General features: G+C 64.7%; 19 protein-coding genes and 1 tRNA gene. 2 read left to right on the top strand and 18 right to left on the bottom strand.

All coding sequences use genetic code 11. The features are described from left to right. Positions 1–24 precede the first annotated feature (24 nt). The 15 genes from RIB52_RS02085 to RIB52_RS02015 all read right to left on the bottom strand — a co-directional run bounded on the left by RIB52_RS02085 (position 25) and on the right by RIB52_RS02015 (position 13,923). The gene (locus tag RIB52_RS02085) at positions 25–741 is read right to left on the bottom strand and encodes a ribonuclease T2 family protein (protein WP_350172423.1); all 717 of its coding nucleotides are present in this window, start codon (positions 739–741) and stop codon (positions 25–27) included. Beyond that, positions 719–1,150: a hypothetical protein gene (locus tag RIB52_RS02080; RefSeq protein ID WP_350172421.1), complete on the bottom strand. Its 432-nt coding sequence runs from the start codon at positions 1,148–1,150 to the stop codon at positions 719–721. Before RIB52_RS02080 ends, RIB52_RS02085 begins: the two co-directional genes overlap by 23 nt. A gap of 4 nt (positions 1,151–1,154) precedes the next feature. Then, positions 1,155–2,021, bottom strand: coding sequence for a carboxylating nicotinate-nucleotide diphosphorylase (gene nadC / locus RIB52_RS02075; RefSeq protein WP_350172419.1), 867 nt, complete (start codon positions 2,019–2,021; stop codon positions 1,155–1,157). Positions 2,022–2,191: 170 nt separating this feature from the next. Further along, complete coding sequence (locus RIB52_RS02070) at positions 2,192–2,995, bottom strand: LytR/AlgR family response regulator transcription factor (protein WP_350172417.1); 804 nt, start codon at positions 2,993–2,995, stop codon at positions 2,192–2,194. Continuing rightward, complete coding sequence (locus RIB52_RS02065; RefSeq protein WP_350173125.1) at positions 2,992–4,290, bottom strand: sensor histidine kinase; 1,299 nt, start codon at positions 4,288–4,290, stop codon at positions 2,992–2,994. The genes RIB52_RS02070 and RIB52_RS02065 overlap by 4 nt, the downstream gene beginning before the upstream one ends. 103 nt (positions 4,291–4,393) lie before the next feature. Then, complete coding sequence (locus RIB52_RS02060) at positions 4,394–5,392, bottom strand: M48 family metalloprotease (protein ID WP_350172415.1); 999 nt, start codon at positions 5,390–5,392, stop codon at positions 4,394–4,396. Positions 5,393–5,397: 5 nt separating this feature from the next. Further along, positions 5,398–6,111 carry a DsbA family protein gene (locus RIB52_RS02055; RefSeq protein ID WP_350172413.1) on the bottom strand — a complete coding sequence of 238 codons (714 nt, stop codon included), beginning with the start codon at positions 6,109–6,111 and terminating at the stop codon, positions 5,398–5,400. 44 nt (positions 6,112–6,155) lie between these two features. Then, positions 6,156–7,550: a M48 family metalloprotease gene (locus RIB52_RS02050; protein WP_350172411.1), complete on the bottom strand. Its 1,395-nt coding sequence runs from the start codon at positions 7,548–7,550 to the stop codon at positions 6,156–6,158. Between the two features lie 12 nt (positions 7,551–7,562). Further along, positions 7,563–8,501, bottom strand: coding sequence for an alpha/beta hydrolase (locus tag RIB52_RS02045; protein WP_350172409.1), 939 nt, complete (start codon positions 8,499–8,501; stop codon positions 7,563–7,565). A gap of 5 nt (positions 8,502–8,506) precedes the next feature. Next, positions 8,507–9,661: a phosphatase domain-containing protein gene (locus RIB52_RS02040; RefSeq protein WP_350172407.1), complete on the bottom strand. Its 1,155-nt coding sequence runs from the start codon at positions 9,659–9,661 to the stop codon at positions 8,507–8,509. A 72-nt stretch (positions 9,662–9,733) separates the two neighbouring features. Further along, the gene (locus RIB52_RS02035; protein WP_350172405.1) at positions 9,734–11,470 is read right to left on the bottom strand and encodes a PAS domain-containing protein; all 1,737 of its coding nucleotides are present in this window, start codon (positions 11,468–11,470) and stop codon (positions 9,734–9,736) included. 151 nt (positions 11,471–11,621) lie between these two features. After that, complete coding sequence (locus tag RIB52_RS02030; protein ID WP_350172403.1) at positions 11,622–12,059, bottom strand: DUF2141 domain-containing protein; 438 nt, start codon at positions 12,057–12,059, stop codon at positions 11,622–11,624. Beyond that, the gene (locus RIB52_RS02025; protein WP_350172401.1) at positions 12,056–12,865 is read right to left on the bottom strand and encodes a sterol desaturase family protein; all 810 of its coding nucleotides are present in this window, start codon (positions 12,863–12,865) and stop codon (positions 12,056–12,058) included. The genes RIB52_RS02030 and RIB52_RS02025 overlap by 4 nt, the downstream gene beginning before the upstream one ends. An 84-nt stretch (positions 12,866–12,949) precedes the next feature. After that, positions 12,950–13,465, bottom strand: coding sequence for an MmcB family DNA repair protein (locus tag RIB52_RS02020; protein ID WP_350172399.1), 516 nt, complete (start codon positions 13,463–13,465; stop codon positions 12,950–12,952). Between the two features lie 77 nt (positions 13,466–13,542). Then, the gene (locus RIB52_RS02015) at positions 13,543–13,923 is read right to left on the bottom strand and encodes a hypothetical protein (protein WP_350172397.1); all 381 of its coding nucleotides are present in this window, start codon (positions 13,921–13,923) and stop codon (positions 13,543–13,545) included. Positions 13,924–14,080: 157 nt separating this feature from the next. Between RIB52_RS02015 and RIB52_RS02010 the strand changes: the two genes are divergently transcribed. Together RIB52_RS02010 and RIB52_RS02005 are read left to right on the top strand one after the other, a co-directional pair. Then, a tRNA-Arg gene (locus RIB52_RS02010) sits at positions 14,081–14,157 on the top strand. A gap of 74 nt (positions 14,158–14,231) precedes the next feature. Further along, the gene (locus tag RIB52_RS02005) at positions 14,232–14,750 is read left to right on the top strand and encodes a DUF1643 domain-containing protein (RefSeq protein ID WP_350172395.1); all 519 of its coding nucleotides are present in this window, start codon (positions 14,232–14,234) and stop codon (positions 14,748–14,750) included. Here the strand turns inward: RIB52_RS02005 and RIB52_RS02000 are convergent. The 3 genes from RIB52_RS02000 to RIB52_RS01990 all read right to left on the bottom strand — a co-directional run bounded on the left by RIB52_RS02000 (position 14,710) and on the right by RIB52_RS01990 (position 16,596). Then, positions 14,710–15,579, bottom strand: coding sequence for a dCTP deaminase domain-containing protein (locus RIB52_RS02000; protein WP_350172393.1), 870 nt, complete (start codon positions 15,577–15,579; stop codon positions 14,710–14,712). The genes RIB52_RS02005 and RIB52_RS02000 overlap by 41 nt on opposite strands. 9 nt (positions 15,580–15,588) lie before the next feature. Further along, positions 15,589–16,140: a hypothetical protein gene (locus RIB52_RS01995; RefSeq protein WP_350172391.1), complete on the bottom strand. Its 552-nt coding sequence runs from the start codon at positions 16,138–16,140 to the stop codon at positions 15,589–15,591. A gap of 90 nt (positions 16,141–16,230) precedes the next feature. Further along, positions 16,231–16,596 (bottom strand): hypothetical protein, encoded by a 366-nt coding sequence (locus RIB52_RS01990; protein ID WP_350172389.1) that lies wholly within the window; start codon positions 16,594–16,596, stop codon positions 16,231–16,233. Between the last annotated feature and the right edge of the window lie 98 nt (positions 16,597–16,694).

The following is a 16,694-nucleotide window of genomic DNA, read 5'->3' as shown; positions in this document are numbered from 1 at the left end:
CTCTCCCGTCCTGATGGGGCAATCCTACAATCCCCGCCAGATCCGGGCGGGCGCCGCGTCCTTTGCGCCGAAGCGGCGGGTATCGCAGCGAGTCGGCCGGAACATCTTATCGTAACAGAGCCGGATTTCCCGAAGCCAGCCGCGTTCGTTCAGCTTCACTCCCACATCGGCAGGCGACCAGCCGCGATTGGCCTCGGCGAAGGCGGTGCGGATGCGCCCGGCGGTCAGGCCGTCCTCGCGGCTGATGCGATCGTAATCGGGCAGGCGCAGGCCGCCGAAAAGGATGCGGGTGACGCGGAAATAGGTCGCGGGGCGCTTCGCCATGCAGGCTCCGTGCTTGGCCCATTGCCGCGCGGCGAGCCGGGCAGAGGGCGTCAGGCACATTTGCCGGGCGATCTCGGCGGGAGTCGGTTTCGCAGGCGTCGCGCACCATTGCGGCCAACTTCCCCGCGGCCCCTCTGGCCACAGACCGTGGACGACGAGGCCGAACAGCCCGCGATCTCCAGAACATTGAAAGCGGTGAGCGCGGCTTTCCTTGCGGAAGCGGCAGAATTCCGGCGACCAGCTGAGCGCGAGGGTGTAGCCTGTCACCGGCATTGTCCGCTGCGGCCCGTCGGGCACGACTTGCGGGACCGAGCGGATCGCGGGCGGACGGCATTGATAGGCCTGCGCCCCGGCAGCAGCCGGAAGGGCGAATGCCAGCAGGGCGAGGACCGGGCTAATCGAACAGCGCGGGGTCATCCGCCTCCTTCCCGAACCATGCATTCGCCGCGCGCGTGTAGAGCAGGGCGACCGCGAGAAGCGAAATCGACTGGCCGACCAATATGCCGGGCAGGGCATAGAGCATCGGCAGGTTCGACAGGATCAGCGCCACCTTGATCCCCGCCATCGCGGTGATGAGGCCGCGCGCGAAACGGCTCGCCAGCAGCCACACGGCGACGACGGGGATGAGCTCAACGGTGAACCAGGCCGAACTGGCGACGATCGTCCAGTCGCGGTTCCATTCGAAGCCGAGCCCGAGCGAGCGCAGGATCTCCTCCTGCGCGGGCAGGTCCCACAGGGCGACGACGAGATTCCATGCGGCAAGGCCCAAAAGCACCGCGGCGAAGGCGTTGACGGCCAGCGGGCGCTCTTTCCGGACGGTGCGCATGAGGTCAGGCCGGCTCGAAATCGAGGCCGATATCGGCGGCGGGCGCGCTCTGCGTCAGCCGTCCGACCGACACGTAATCGACACCGCTGGCCGCTTTGGCCGCAATCCTTTCGAGGTCGATGCCCCCGCTCGCCTCGCTCGCTGCGCGCCCGGCGATGATAGCGACGGCTTCGCGAAGGGTTTCGGGCGTCATGTTGTCGAGCAGGATGTGATGCGCGCCGGCCGCAATAGCGGGCTCGATCTGGTCGAGCCTGTCGACCTCGCAGATGATCGGTTCGACGCCCGCCCCGGCCGCGCGGCGCACCGCCTCGCCGACACTGCCTGCGACGGCGACGTGATTGTCCTTGATCATGGCCGCGTCCCATAGCCCCATGCGGTGGTTCTGCGCCCCGCCTTGCCGCGTCGCGTATTTCTCGAGCGCGCGCAGGCCGGGCAGGGTCTTGCGCGTGTCGAGCAGGGTGCAGGTCGCGCTCCCGGCTCGCATCGCGGTGACATAGGCGCGGGTCATGGTCGCAATGCCGCACAGGTGCTGGACGGTATTGAGAGCGCTGCGCTCGGCGGTCAGCAGGGCGCGGGCATTGCCGGACAGGCGCATGAGCTCGCTTCCCGGCTCGACCGCTTCGCCCTCCGCGACCAGGATTTCGACCGCACATCCGGGGTCGAGCGCGCGAAAGAACGCCGCGGCCAGCGGGAGGCCCGCAACGACGATTGCGTCGCGGCTGTCCATGACCCCGGAAAAGCGCGCCTCGGCCGGTATGACGCTGTCCGACGTGACATCGCGCCCGCCGCCCGAAAGGCCAACGCCGAGATCCTCGTCGAGCGTCTCGCGGACGAAGCGGTCAAGGTAGAAACCGGGCAGGTTGAAGCTCATGCGTTCCCCCTAGCCGTTCGTGTCGAGCGAAGTCGAGATGCCTTGCGCGCGTGTCTCGACGACGCTCGACACGGAGGGGAGGACTGCGGAACCGGCATACGGACCCGCAGCGGGCGCAGCTCTGCTGCGCGCCTAGCTAGGACGAAGGCGCGGATGGGCCTTCGAAAAAATCAATGCACGAAGCGCGCGACGACGTCCCGGTAGCTGCGCGACACCTTCACTTCCGCGCCCGAATCGAGCACGAGAAAGCATTCGCCATTGGTATGCGGTTTTACCTGCCGCACCTGGTCGAGATTGACGATCGTCGAGCGGTGCACGCGCTGGAACTTGCGCGGGTCGAGGCGGCGTTCGAGGTCCTTCATGGTCTCGCGCAGGATCAGCGAATTGTCACCGGTGTAGATGCACATGTAATCGCCCGCGGCTTCGATATGCTCGATCGAACCGACCTCGACGCGGAAGATCTGTCCGCGATCCTTGACGTTGATAAGCTTTTCGAACCGATCGCCCGCGCCGCCGTCGGCGTCGGCTTCGGTGAATTCGGCCGCGCGGTCGGGCGCGACCTCGGCCAGCACGCCGAGTAACTGTTCGGCATCCTCGCTCGATTTCTTCTGCGCGATCCGCTCGCGCACGCGCTCGATCGTGTCGGCGAGGCGGTCCTCGTCGACCGGTTTCATAAGGTAATTGACCGCATTCGCCTCGAAGGCGCGGATCGCGTGTTCTTCATAGGCGGTGACGAAGACGAACAGCGGCGGGTCGATTTCCATCACGCCCTTGACCACGGAAAAGCCGTCGAAGCCGGGCATCTGGATGTCGAGGAAGACGAGGTCGGGCTTTTCCGTCTTGATCTTGCGGATCGCCTCGCGCCCGTTCGAGCAGGTGTCGATCACCTCGACGTCCTCGAACGCCTGAAGACGGACCTGGATGCCCTGGATGGCGAGTTTCTCGTCGTCGACGATGATGGTGCGAATGGTCATGCGGAAGATCCGATCGTGCGTTGGGGGGGGAGATCGATGACATTGTCCGCCGTGCCGTCTCGGGGTTTATCGGGCTTGGCGGGCGCGTCGGCTTCGGACAGGCGGGCTCCCTTTCCTGAACGCGCCGGGTCGACGGTTGTTTCGTCCTGCGCCTGGAAAGGGATCTCGATCACGACGGTGAATCCCTCGCCGGGCTCGGATCGCGTATCGAAAAGGTGGGAGGAGCCATAGGCCTGGATCAGCCGGTTGCGGATATTGGCCAGACCGACGCCGGTCGAAACCGGCTTGCCGCCGGCGGGGCCGGAGGTATCGGGTGCCCCGCGAAGGCTCTCGCGGCGGCTGGCGTAATCGAGCAGATCATGCTGCACGGGGGCGTCCAGGCCCGGCCCGGTATCCTCTATCGTCATGCGCAGGCGGTCGCCGACCACCTTGGCCGTGAGCGAGATGCGGGCGCCTTCCTCCTGCGGACTGACGGCATATTTGACCGCATTCTCCACCAGCGGCTGGAGCAGCATGGAGGGCAGCACCGCGGACAGCGCGGCCGGTTCAATGTCGAAATGGGTCCGCAGCCGCTCCTCGAAGCGCATCCGTTCGATATCGAGATAGAGGTTCAGCGTCTCGACCTCCTGCGCCAGCGTGACCTGGCTGCCGGGTTCCATGATCAGCGTATGGCGCAGGAAGCTCGACAGGCGCGTGAGCATCGCATTGGCCGGCTCGGTCTGCTTGAGCAGCACCAGCGTGCTGATCGAATTCAGCGTGTTGAACAGGAAATGCGGATTGAGCTGGTAACGCAGCATGGCCAGCTGGGCGGCGGTCGTCTGGGCCTCGAGCCGTTCGAGCCTGTCGGCCTGCTGTTCGACGGTCAGGAAATAGTTGATCGCGTAGTAAAGCGCGCTCCAGCCGCCCAGCAAGGTCAGCGGGATGTAGGAAAGGCCGATGAAGCGCTGGGCAAAGGTCGTCTCGCGCGTTCCGCCGTAATAGATTCCCTGCACCCAGGCATCGATCGAGGTGTGAAAGATCACCGCGATCATCAGGACCAGCGCGGTCACGCCCCAGGTGACGATCGGCTGGCGATTGATAAGCTGGCGGTAGATCACCGACAGGATGCAGCTGATCGAAAAGCCGGTGATCGTGGTCACGAGGATCAGCGCCAGCAGGTCGAACGGCTGATCGTTGGCGAAGGCGATCACCGCGCGCAACAGGAAGGCGCCGCCCCAGCCGGCCAGCTGGAGATTCCAGAAAGCGCGGTTCTTGCTGGCGAAGAACGGTGCGGGCTGGATCGCGATCACGGACATGACAAGCTCCGTGTAGCCCATTTCGCCGCTCATGGCAGCGCCTTTCCCGCATTGCGGGCGCGCGCGGTGAACCGTTCGGCGCAGCAGGTGGGCTGCGGGCGGACTAGTCCCGGCCCTTGTCGAGCCCCTTTTGCGGGTCGATCCCGCGCCGGAAATGGACCGACCAATCCGCCTTGCCCTCGCGCGCGATCAGGTCGCGGATGAGCGGGATTTCCGCGGCGATGAATTCGGCTCTCTCGTCCCAGCCATCATGCGTGCGGGCCCGGAACAGGCCTCCGTCGTGCTTGCGCCCCCAGGTTTCCATGAAGCGGATCGCCGCCTCGGGCTCGTACCCGGCATTGGCGAGCAGCCAGGGCATCAGCCGGTCGGCCTCGCGCTCGGTCCGGCGCACATTGCGGCGCTTGCGCTTGTTGCGGTCGAGCCATTCGGAGTGATCGAGGAAATTGTGCGCCAGTTCGTGCGCGACGACTCCTGCGAAGACCTCTTCAGGGTAGGAGAAGGCGGGAAACTCGATCCCGATCACGACCCTGTCCCCGTCGGCGACTGCCTTGCGCCCGTCGCCCATCAGCTCGAACCGGCTGGCGCAGGCATCGACCGGGATGATACGCGCCTCGCCCCCGTCGGCGAACCGCACCGTGATCCCGCCATGTTCGGCGAGCATGGCATCGATATGATCATGGGCACGCTTCAACCGCTGCCAGTCCATCCGCTCGCCGGCGGGCCATTCATTCGGGTCGAAGCGTTCGAGGGCGACTACCTCGCGGTTGCGCGCGAATTGACCGGATAGCGCCGCCGGCGAGCCGCGCGCAGCGGTCTCGACCGCAAAATCGCCGGTAAGGCCGAGTGCGGCGCGGGCGATATCGGGCGCGCCGTAGCTTGCAAGATCCTGCAATTGCAGCCCGATCGCGGGGACCACGCGGCGGCAGAATTCGGCATTGCCGCGAATGATCCGCCAGCCCACGTCCTGCAGGCGCTGGTCGGCGTCCTGGAAGTTTGCGATCGCCGCGCGTTCCGCGTCGAGATCGACGTCCTCAAGATCGGGCGCGGCGGCGAGCGGTGCGGCGAAGCCCGCCAGCACTGCCGCAAGAACGACTCGGCGCATCGCGCTCACCCTTCCGCGTCCGCCCCGGCTTCGCTCACCGCCTCGCTGAGGCGCTCATAGCCGACCGCACCGCTGATCGTGGCATCGCCCGTTACCCAGGCGGGGGTCCCGTTGAAGCCGAGTGCGCGTGCGACGCTGAAATTGCGCGCCAGCTCGACCGAGACCGCGTCCGATTGCATGTCCGCGCGCGCGCGCTCCATGTCGAGCCCGATATCGCGCGCAACCGCCTCGGCCGTGTCTGGCCCGGCGGGACCGCGGGCGAACATGGCATCGTGGAAGGCGGCATACTTACCCTGCAGCGCGGCGGCGAGCGCCATCCGTGCGGCGGCTTCGGAGCCTTCGAATTGCGGCAATTCGCGCAGGACGACCTTCACGTCGGGATCTTCCTCGACCAGCCGTTCGACATCGGCGAGGCTCGCTTCGCAATAGCCGCAATTGTAATCGGAAAATTCGACCAGCACTTTCGTGCCTTCGGGATTGCCGAGCACGGCGCCGGGGAAAGGTTCGTAGATTTCATCGCCCAGTTCGGCGAGGCGTTCGCGCGATTGCTGCGCCTGGTAGGCCTCGGCCATCTGAGGGAGCATGTCGGGATTCTCGAGCAGGAAGGCGCGGGTGCGATTGTCGGCGAGCCCCGCATAGGACCAGATCGCAGCGCCGAGAAAGCCGAAAACGAGCGCGATGAGCGCGGTGAGAAGCGAATTGCGGAGACTGGCGGACATGATCGTCGGGGAACTTTCCTGAGAAAGGCGGTGCGGCGGCGCTGCTAGCGCGAATCGCGCAGGCGTTCGAGAGCGGAGCGCGCCTGCAGCGCGATATCCTGAGCGCGGATCCAGTCCGGCGTGCCGCGCGGCAGCGCAGCTTCGGCGGCCTGGGCGCTGCGCAGCGCCTCGGGATAGCGGCGCGCCATCACCTGCTGTTCGGCGCTGGCAAGGCGGGCGCGGGCCATGTCGCCGCGCGCGGCATAGACCATGCCGAGCTGGTACCACGCGAAGGGATTCATCCGGTCGCGCCCCACGGCAGCGCGCAGCACGCGCTCGGCCTCGGCATAATTCGCCTCGTCCTCGGTCGCGATCAGCGCATGGCCGAACATCGAGGCGATCAACGGCTGGTTCAGCGTCAGCTCGGTCGCGCGGCGCAGCGGGGCGAGCGCTTCGGCGGGGCGACCGGATTCAAGCAGGACCTGGCCCTCGAGTTCGAGGAAATAGGGATTGCCCGGTTCAAGCGCGAGCAGCGCCTCCGTCTCGGCGAGGGCCTTTTCGACCCGCGCATCCTTGTGCCAGGCATAGGCCCTGGCATAGCGTGCGGGTATGCGCATGTCGCTCGGCGGATAGGCGTTCAGGGTGCGCTCGGGTTCGGCAAGATAGCCGTAGAGCTTGGCCTGGACCCGCTCGAACCGGTCCTGCAATTGCGCATCTTCGGGCGTATCCCAGGCCGCGTCCTCCCGCAGCAGGCCGCGCAGCACCTGGATGCGATCGCCCGACAACGGGTGGGTCCGGCCATAGGCCGCCTCATCCGCCTGGCTGTAGCCGCGGCGGATTTCGAAATTGCGCAGCTTCTCGAAGAAAGAGATCATGCCCTTTCCGGTGATCCCCGCGCCAGAGAGATAGCGCGCCCCGGCAAGGTCGGTCGCGGCTTCCTGGTTGCGGTTGAAGGCGAGGAAGCTCCCCATCGCCGCCTGCTGGCCCGCCATCAGCGCGCCCATGCCCGCTTCGCCAGCCCCTGCCAGCAAGGCACCGACGCCGAGCAGAAGCGACAGGATGGTGATCCCCTGCGCCGCGCGCACACGTTCGTCGAACCGGACGACGTGGCCGGCGGTGATGTGCCCGAGTTCGTGCGCGATGACGCCCTGCACCTCGTTCGCGGTGTCGGCGGCGGCAAGCAGGCCGGTATGGATGTAGACCACCTGCCCGCCCGCAACGAAGGCATTGATCGAAGGATCGTTGATGAGGACGATCTCGACGTTTTCGGGCTCGAGTTCGGATGCTTCGACCAGCGGGCGCGCCATGTCGGTGAGCAACGCCTCGGTCTCCGCATCGCGCAGCACCGATTGCGCCGCCGCCTGGGTCGCGGCCAGCGCAAGGCTCGCCAGGAACGCGAAGGCGTAGGCGAGCGCGCGCCAGGAGACAGCTCGGTATGTCAGGGACGGAAAACGCGGCATCGTGACCGGGTTCTAACGTGTTTCGGCCTGAACGGAAACTGAAACCGAGCGGGTGCCCGCGGCTTCGCGGGCGAAGCGCACGATCCGCCCCATCACCGGCCGGCGAGAACGCCATGGCGCGGCGAGCGCGAGGAGCGGATCGTTGTGGTTCGCCTCTCGCAGGAAAAGCGTATCGACCGTTCCGCCCTCCATCTCGATCCGCCGCGCCAGTTCCCGACTGTTACGGATTTTGACGAGATTGTCGGCCTCGCCGTGGACAAGCAGGAAGGGCGGGGCATCGCCGCGCACATGAGCGAGGGGCTGGGTAGCCTCGGGGTCGGACGCTTCGCCGAAGGCGGCTTTCGTCGAATCGCTGTCGAAGGGATAGAAATCGTAAGGCCCGGAAAGCCCGATCACGCCCGCGACCGACTTGTCGGGCACGCCCTGTCCGGCCAGCCATCGCGGCTCGAGCGCGGCCATCGCGACATTGTAGGCCCCCGCCGAATGGCCCGCGAGGACTATCATGTCGGGATCGCCGCCATGGCGGGCGATATTCTCGCGGGTCCACCCGACAGCTGCCGCCGTGTCCTCGATCATGGCGGGATATTTACCCTCAGGAACAAGCCGGTAGCCCGCGAGCACGACGACGAAGCCTTCCGCCACGAAAGCGCGGGCGATAAAGCCGTAATTGTCCGGATCGCCCGAATTCCAGCTGCCGCCATGGACGAAAAGCAGCACCGGGCGCCGCTCCTCCGCGCGCGAGCCTTGCGCGCCCCAGACGGCGAGCTTTTGTGCCGGGTCCGGGCCGGTCGAGACGGATGCGAGCCGCTCCGCCCCCCGCTTCCCGCCCGCTATCCGGTCGAGCGTGTCCAGCACCGCCGGGCCATTGATCATGATCGCCGCCTGCAGCGCCGCGCCGCCCAGGGCGAGCGTCCCGAGCCCGATCCCGAGGCCCCACCACGCGTTGCGCATTCGCTTCAGCTCCTTTCGTTCGCCATGTCGCCGGGCACCTGCCCCTCGCTCGCCGTGCGCACGAGGCCTTCGACCCCGCCTTCGAAATCGAGCCCGGCGGTTTCGAGAAACTGTGCCGCCAGGCGATAATCGCTTCCGGTCCAGAAGGGTACGCCCGCGTCTTTGATCGCGGCCTTGGCGCGCTTCTTCTCCTCGGCAAGCGGTTCGCCTGCGACCTCGCGGATGAAAACCGCCGCGATGCGGTCGGGATGTTCTCGCGCGATGCTGGCGAAGGCTAGGAGGTCGCGCTGCGTATCGTCCCCGATCAGCACGAAGCGAAGGCGTTGGAATGTTGCAAGGATGCGCCTGATCGACTCGAGCTTGTGCGAGCCATGCCCCTCCTTGCCCAGCGTGCGGCGATTGAAGCCCCAGTCCCGCAGCATGACCGGGCCCAGCGGCAGGCCACGCTCGCGCTTGAAGGCGACGAGATAGGCGAACAGGTTCCATGGGCTCGAGGACACGTAGAAAACGGGCCGGACCCGCGCCTGCGGTTCCAGTGCGCCGATTGCCTCGCCCGCCTGCTCGCTCCCGTGCGCCGCTTCGGCGGATCCGCCCAGCGCGGTGAAAAAGCCGGTCGCGCCCGGGACGAGCACGCGTTCACTCGGCATCTGGGCGAAAATGCGCTTCCAGTTGCGGGCGATGGCGCGGAAATTGCCGGTAATGCCGGTCTCGAGAATGGTGTCGTCGACATCCGAGATGATTCCCATGCGCGTTTCGCCGCCGGGCGCGAGGATATAGGCCGACACCTCGCCCCGCTCGCCGCCATCGGGGCAGCGCCAGCGCAGGACCGCGCGTTCCCAGCGCGTGCGCGGGGCGGGCGGGCACGCCGGGGCGATCGGCAGGTCGAAGCGCACGAAGCCTTCCGGCCCGGTCACGCCGTCGCCCATGATGACCTTGCCATTGGCGCAGTCATATTCGAGCTCGACCGCGAGCCCGGCCACCTCGCGCGAGGCGTACTGCCCCAGCATGGTGGCGAAATCGCGCCAGAAGCTGCGCGCCTCGAAGACGGGTTCGCGGGCCCGGATCGCGCGGGCTCCCAGATAGAGGTGCTCGGCATTGCGATAGCCGAAAAACGGCTGCACGCGGACCGGGCCGCGCCGGGATAACAGGCCAAGCAGCATGGCTCGTGATCTACCCGCCCCGCGCGGCAAGGCCAAGGGGCGATGGCGGGGGCTTCCGGGCCGGGGCCGATGCTAGCCGACCATTTTCCTCGCTGCCCGCTCGATCAGAGGCACGTCCTCCTCGATTTCACCGAGCAGGTGGACCGTCCCGGTTTCGTCGCGGCGGATCATCAGGAGGCCGAATTCCGCGCCGTCGGGCGCGAGATCGTCGAACATCATCGTCTCGAGTTCGCGCAGCTTCTCGGCGAGAGCCTCGCGCACGGCCTTTTCGGTCTCCACCGGCCTGCCCGCTTCCTCGCGGCGCAGGCGCCGCTCGGCCTGGACGACGGCCTTGAGACCGCCCTCGACCTCTCCGAGAAAGCAAGCCAGCGCACCGCGTTCGAGGCCGAGCCGGTGGGCGTGGGAAAGAACGGCGGCGTATTCGGTAAGCCGGGTCTTGTCGTAATCGCTGCCGAAGACGAGCTTGACGACCGGCGTCATCGGCGCGCGGTCCTGCATGGTCAGGCCGCTTTCGGCGACGACTTCGGCGAATTCTTCCGGCGCTTCCCGGGCAGCGAGCGACACGTCATAGGCGCGCCCGACCGCGGCATAAAGTGCCTGGCGGCTGCGGTCCTCGCTCGCGCGGGCATTACGGGCGAGTTCGCGCGCCGACGCCAGGCAATCGTGCAGGCCCGCATCATCGGGCAGGTCGGCATCAGCGGGCAGGTAGGCATGAGCGGCCTCGGCTTCGCTTGCGGCTGCATCGCCTTTGCCGGTTTCCCGGGCATCTCCGCCCGCCGATTGCTCGCTTTCAAAGTTCTCGACCCGGTAATCCTCGGGATCGAAATGCTCGGCCTCGAGGTCGATGGCCTTTTTCGCCGGGGCTTCGATGTAATCGGCGAGCGAGGCGAAATTGTAGGACGAATCGTCTTCGTCCTCATCCTCCTCGTACGGATCGTCGAGCGCATACTGGCCGAAATCGGGCATGGGCAGCTCGCGACCGTCCGGCGCGGCCCTGTCCTCGTCCCCGGCGAAGCCCGCGTCGAGATCGAGCACGTCACCTCCGCCTGCAACATCGCCGGTATCGGGTTCGTCCGGTGCGCGCGGCGTGTCCTCGTCGGTTTCGAAAGCGGGCGAATCCGCCCATTCGGTCAGCACATCGGCATGGTGTACGCGCGCCTCGTCCTCGGCTTCTTCGGCGTTCTTGCTCTCGAGAGCCTGGTCGATTTCGAGCAGCAATTCGTCGGCGGTAAGCGCGTCGGCCATCTCCTTCCAATTGATGACGCCGTAGATGAAGTCGATCGTCTCGCCGTCGCTTGAGAAAGGCAACAGGATACCGCGATACAGGATCGCCGAGCCGCGCTGGTTGATGAATTCCGCCTCGAACCCGATCGGCGCCTCGTTGGCGAGGATCTGCATGTAGTGGTCGGTGATCCGGCTGAGCAGCGAGCGCGGGGGGACATCGGACAGCGTGCGGATCGGACCCGTCGCGCCGCATTCCTCGCCCAGCCTTTCGCCGAGATATTGCACCACCGGATTCTCGATCCCGGCAGAGAAATCGAGCAGCACGCTGTTGGGACCGAAATCGTCCAGTTCCTCGGGCACGAGGCCCTCGATCGAGGGGAAGCTGCTGTCCTCCAGCAGGCCCGCCCAATGGTTGTAGGCGCGCACTTGCATGCGGCGCTCGTCCTGCCCGATCGCGGCCGGACCCAAATCGCCGGATCCGTCGGTGTCGTCGGCTTCGCCGGAGGCGCGATCGACGATCCCTTCGTCGAAAGCGTCCGCCTCGCCCGGTTCGCCGGATTCGAACGTGCCCCGCAGATTGTCCATGCCCGTTTCCGCCCTTCCATAAACGGCTGTTTCGCGCCGTTCTGGCGTTACGTGGTAAACATTGCGTTAAGTGGCGGCGGCAAATTCGGGGCCCGCCCATCGGGCCGGAAGCGTTCCTTTCGTCCGCGGCCGCGCACAGGACCCTGCGCCGCTACAGGAAATAGCGCATGCTGATCGTAAGGTCCTGCCGCCCGTCCGTGTGCTCGAACACGGCGTCCTCGAAATCGGGGGGGCCCATGCGGACCCGCGCGTCGCGCGAGAAGCCGTAGCCTTCCTTGGGCATCATGCCGAGCGCGCGGTCGGCCTTGCCGTTATCGTTCTCGTCATGCAGCAGGGCGATTGCGTAATTGCCGGGGTCGACCCCGGTGAAACGGATCGTGACCGTCCCGTCGGCCGCCTTGACGACCTTGCGGTGCGAGGCGGGGTCCTTGATGCACTTGGGGAAGATATCCTCCTGCGTGGTCATGCAGGCGCGCACCGAGCCTTCGGCCGAGCGCAGGCCGGTGACGGTGATGACGACCTCCTCCGCCGCCGCCGGCGCCGCCGCCAGCGCGCAGGCCGTGGCGGGCAGCAGGGCGAGCGGCCTCACGAGGCCCCGGGGCCGGCGGGAGGAGCAACCTTCGCCGAGACTTTCGCTGGCAGCGCCGCGCGCCTGCCTGCGATCCGCCGCGAGAGCCCGCGATCGGTCCCGCACACATGATCCCAGAAGCGGAAATAGAGCCCGAAATTGCATCTGTAGTCCTCGTGATGCCGCTCGTGATGGCTCGCCGTTATCAGCCAGTATCCCAACCCCGAGTGAACGAGCCGGCGAGGAAAGATCTCCCAGCCCATATGATTGGTCACGCCCATGATCGTCGCGATGCCCAGCACAGCTCCGAGCATGGCGACATGGATCGGCACGAGGAAGACGAGAAGCGGGATGACGATCGCCCCGGTGAGCGATTCGACCCAGTGGAAGCTCATCGCGGTCCACGCGGTCGGTGGGCGGCTCTTGTGATGGACAGCATGGGCGATGCGGAACAGGCGCGGCTCGTGCATCGCGCGATGGATCCAGTAGAACCACGTGTCCTGCACGAAGAGATAGACCAAAACCGAAAGCGGCAGATACCACAGCGGCCAGGCCGTGAAATCGGTGTAGACGCGCGTCCAGCCGAGATTACGCCAACTCCACAGCATGAGGCCCGCAGGCGTGCCATAGATTGCCGCGGCGGTCAGTGACCAGGCGATCTCGCGCCGGATCTGCGGCCCCCGGGAGGAATAGAGACCCGGTCGCACCCTTTCGGTCAGCCAGGAAAACAGACCCGAAGCGAGGAAATAGCGCAGCGCCACCATCACGCTCGTCGCGACGCTGGCAAACAGGAGGGCGACGAGAAGCGGCGTGTCGGACCCGAGCATCGGTAGGGTATGGCCGATTTGTCCGCTGCGGGACAGCATCTTTGTGCGCGGGTGACGAAAAATCCTTTGCGGCAACGCCCGGTGTCAGGCGATCTCGCCGCCGAAATCGGCGCACTGCGAATCCGCGAGCACGGTCTGCCGCCGCAGCGCCACCCGTGCGAGCCGCTCCACCTCGACCTTGCGCCGAGCTGCGGCAAGCGCGTGGAGCGGGGCGTGGCGAAGGATTTCGGCGTCATAGCCGTCGGCGACGATGATCCCGCAGCAGTCGGGCCGATAGGCCTCGCTTTCGAGCGGGGAACGGTCGAGCCCCGGCGGCACGCCCCAGAAGAAGCGATCGCAATGATCGAGATAGTCGGGCCACTTGGCATCGCCGAGCAGGTCGGCGCGCGCGACCTTGATCTCGACGATCACAACCAGCCCCTTGGCATCGATCCCCATGAGGTCGGCACGGCGTCCGTTCCTGAGCGGCATTTCGGGAAGGCACCAGATGCCGTTGCGGGCGAACAGGCGCGCAATACCGCGCGCAACATCGGCCGCAACGGGATCGGCGAGCGTTTCGTCCGGCGGCGAATCGGGGACTGGGGCGATCGGGCGGGTCATGCCCGCTGGCTGGAACAGAATAAGAACGCAGTCAAGCCGTCCCGGCGTTCGGGTGCCCTTCGGCTATCAGCCGTGTATCAATCGTGTTTCACCACCGCGAGCACGGCTTCGCGCGCCGCATGGAATTCGCGCCACAGCGCCAGTGCCGGGGCCGCCGTTTCCTGTTCGCGCTCGGTCAGCGTTGCCAGCGCGGCAAGGCCCGGGCGCATCATCGCGTCGATGTCCTCGATCCCCTGCCAGGCGAGTTCGCGCTGCCATTCGCTGGCCGCGCAAAGCCGCGCGGAAAAGGCTTCCTGAGCGTCGTCCGGCGCTTCCGGCGCGAGCCCGGCCAGCGCGGCGAGCCGATCTGCCTGCTCGTGCAACTCCTTCCAGCGCTGCGTGAGCGAGCCGAGCGGGTCCCTGGCGGCATCGGCGCTTTCGCGCATCGCGCGGATCTGGTCTGGTGGAAGCGCTGACATGCCACCGTCATAGGCACCCGGTTCTTGCCGATTGGTTAAGCCAGACAGTGCGGCCCTTGCGACGAAGCGCGCGACCACGATTATGCTGGCGAAGCCCGGCCCGGCTTGCTAAGCGCGCGCCATCGAGGCCTTGCGCCCTGCCCGTGTGGCGACGTGCGCACCCGTAGCTCAGCTGGATAGAGCGCTGCCCTCCGAAGGCAGAGGCCACAGGTTCGAATCCTGTCGGGTGCGCCAGTTTTTCAATGATTTAGGCTTCCGGCGTTCATTTCGTACGGAATGAGTATGGAAAACCTGCGTCGGGATTGCCCATGGAGCGCAAAGGCAGGACGATGACCGCCATCATAAGCGACTGTGGAGCTTTCAGATATCGACTTGAGCGCGAGTTGAGCATGTTTGGCCCGGTTGGCGCTTTCATAATGGTGAATCCGTCAACGGCAGATGCAGAAAATGACGACCAAACAATACGTAAGGTTGTAGGGTTCGCTTCTCGCTTTGGCTGGTCTCGGGTGATCGTCGCGAATGTTTTCGCATATAGGGCTACCGACATCGCTGAGCTAGCGCGGGCAAGCGATCCGGTAGGACCAGATAATTCATGTCACTTACGGGAAGTTATGAATGATGCGGATGAGATTGTGTGCGCATGGGGAGCGCTCGCCAAACTACCGCAGCGACTCCGCGAGCAATGGCGCTCGATCCCGCAGCTTGCTCACGAAGTGGGGTTGCCTCTGAAATGTTTGCAAATCTTGAACGACGGGCATCCGAAGCATCCTCTGATGGCAGGCTATTCTAGCTCGGCGATTGATTGGCTGCCTCCTGAGGAGCGTTGAGGGGACTGGGCTCTGAATTGGCTTCGCCGGCATCGATCTGAAGCTCTCTCGTAGGATCTCTTTCTTGCACTGTGGTAGTGGCGGAAGGCGATCCTGATGGCTCCATCGCTTTCGGCGGCATCACAGCCAGGGCTGTCGCGACGAGCGTTAGGACAGCGATCGCAAGACCAAGAGCAGTGGCCACGCCAGTGGCGATAGCTTTGAACGTTCTGAAGGACTCTGAGATAGCATCGACCCGGCTGGCTAGATCTTGGAGCGAGTGCGTCTGCCTAGAGACATCTGTAACTAAATCGCTTGTAATATCAGCGTAGCCAAATTCGGTTTTGTAGTATCTCTCCTGTACGTCGCCTGACAAATCAGCCAGCCATAGCAAAAAGAGTTCATCACCGCGAGAGAAGTGGAGGGCCGCTGGGCCAGCATTGAAGACCGAATACACAAGCCTACCTTCAAAACCGGGGTCGACATGAAACCCCGACACATTGATCAGGCCGCGAAATTTGTGCTTAGATTTCAGGGATATGAATCCCATAACGTTGTTCGGTATTTTGACAATCTCGTCGGTAAGCAGAAAAGCGAACTGGCCGGGCGGAATGACTACGGTGCCCCCGCCTTTCGGCCGTTCTTTGCCTCCAACCATTTCCATCGTTGGCTTAGCGAGAGACTGCTTCACGTTAGTGCGTAAGTCATCGCCAAAGCTTGGCGTTACGAAAGCTTCCGCACCAAGCCTTAAAGTATAGGCAGAGCAGTCGATTTGATTTTCACGAAATGGCGTTACGATACCCTGCCTGCCGATCTCAATAAGCAGCTTCGATCCGCCCCAAAATGTCATGATCTGAGGTTACAGCCTGCCGTGAAAGATCGATTTCGCCTTCACTCCGGCGAGCCTATTCTCGACCACCGAAACAACATCCCAGCCGTTGCTAACCATGAAGGCGATGGCTGCTGCCAAAATTACCTGCACTTGTTCGGCAATAACTTTTCGAAAAGGAAAATCCTCAAGATGATCGATCCGCTCGCATGCACCAGCCATCTTTCCAGCTGCCACAGTGAGCGATCTCGAAAACTCATTAAGGCCCATCTCTTCGCCAGCAGGGCGCAGTGGTTTCTTGCTCAAATCCATGTTCAAAATGTTGGCACATGATACTGCAATAATCAGAGTGTCGATTGTGGTTTTCTTGACGACTTTCTTGTCGGGATGGTCGCTCAGGCGGCCAGCATATTTTGCGAAGTGAAGCGCCATATGGCGCAAGCGATCTTGCATCGAGAGACGACTAATCTCCCGATGATACTTCTCGTCATGCTCGAATTGCGCCCATTGGATTGCGGGCCAATCAAGCGAGCCATCGGCTCTATCCAGAGCCGCCGAACCTATGACTGAAAGTGTCATCATGATCACCTTTGATGGACCAATGTGGCGCCCCAAGCCCCTAAATGATCCAAAATCTCCTTCGTAAGTTTATCCCACTTTGCACGGCGGGAATCAAGTTGATTCCCCATAAAGGCCCAACTGAGTCCCCAGCCACCGGGTCTCTAGCTCGTCACGCAAGACCAGTGAAGCTGCCGCGTCCGGGCTCAAGCCGAAGCTTTCAGCGTGAGCGGCAAAATCTTCTCGAAAGCCCGCCCGACTTGGCCTTGCGGTAATGCGCCCGCCTTTACCGCCAGTCGTTGTTTCAAATCGTACCTTCAGATCGCCGAGCCGTCTTTGGTAGAGTTCTCGGGTCCAAATCACAGTGGCGAGAGCCGCACCAGATATGCCGATTTTGCAGGCATACTCCCTAAATTCGGCTCTATCATCGTCGGAAAGCCATCCGCCGATTGCGTCGCTGCGCTCCGACTCGGTTGCCAAGTTACTACCTCCCTCCCGCTCCGCAAATTTAGCGAAGCTGCGGACCGACAGAAAGAGTGCGACTCGGGGGCAGGCCGTTATTCCGGCAAAGACCGGAG

The organism is Erythrobacter sp. (assembly GCF_040217515.1).
GTDB lineage: Bacteria > Pseudomonadota > Alphaproteobacteria > Sphingomonadales > Sphingomonadaceae > Erythrobacter.
Note: the sequence above shows the minus strand (reverse complement) of the source record. Positions and strands in the feature narration are given on the sequence as shown.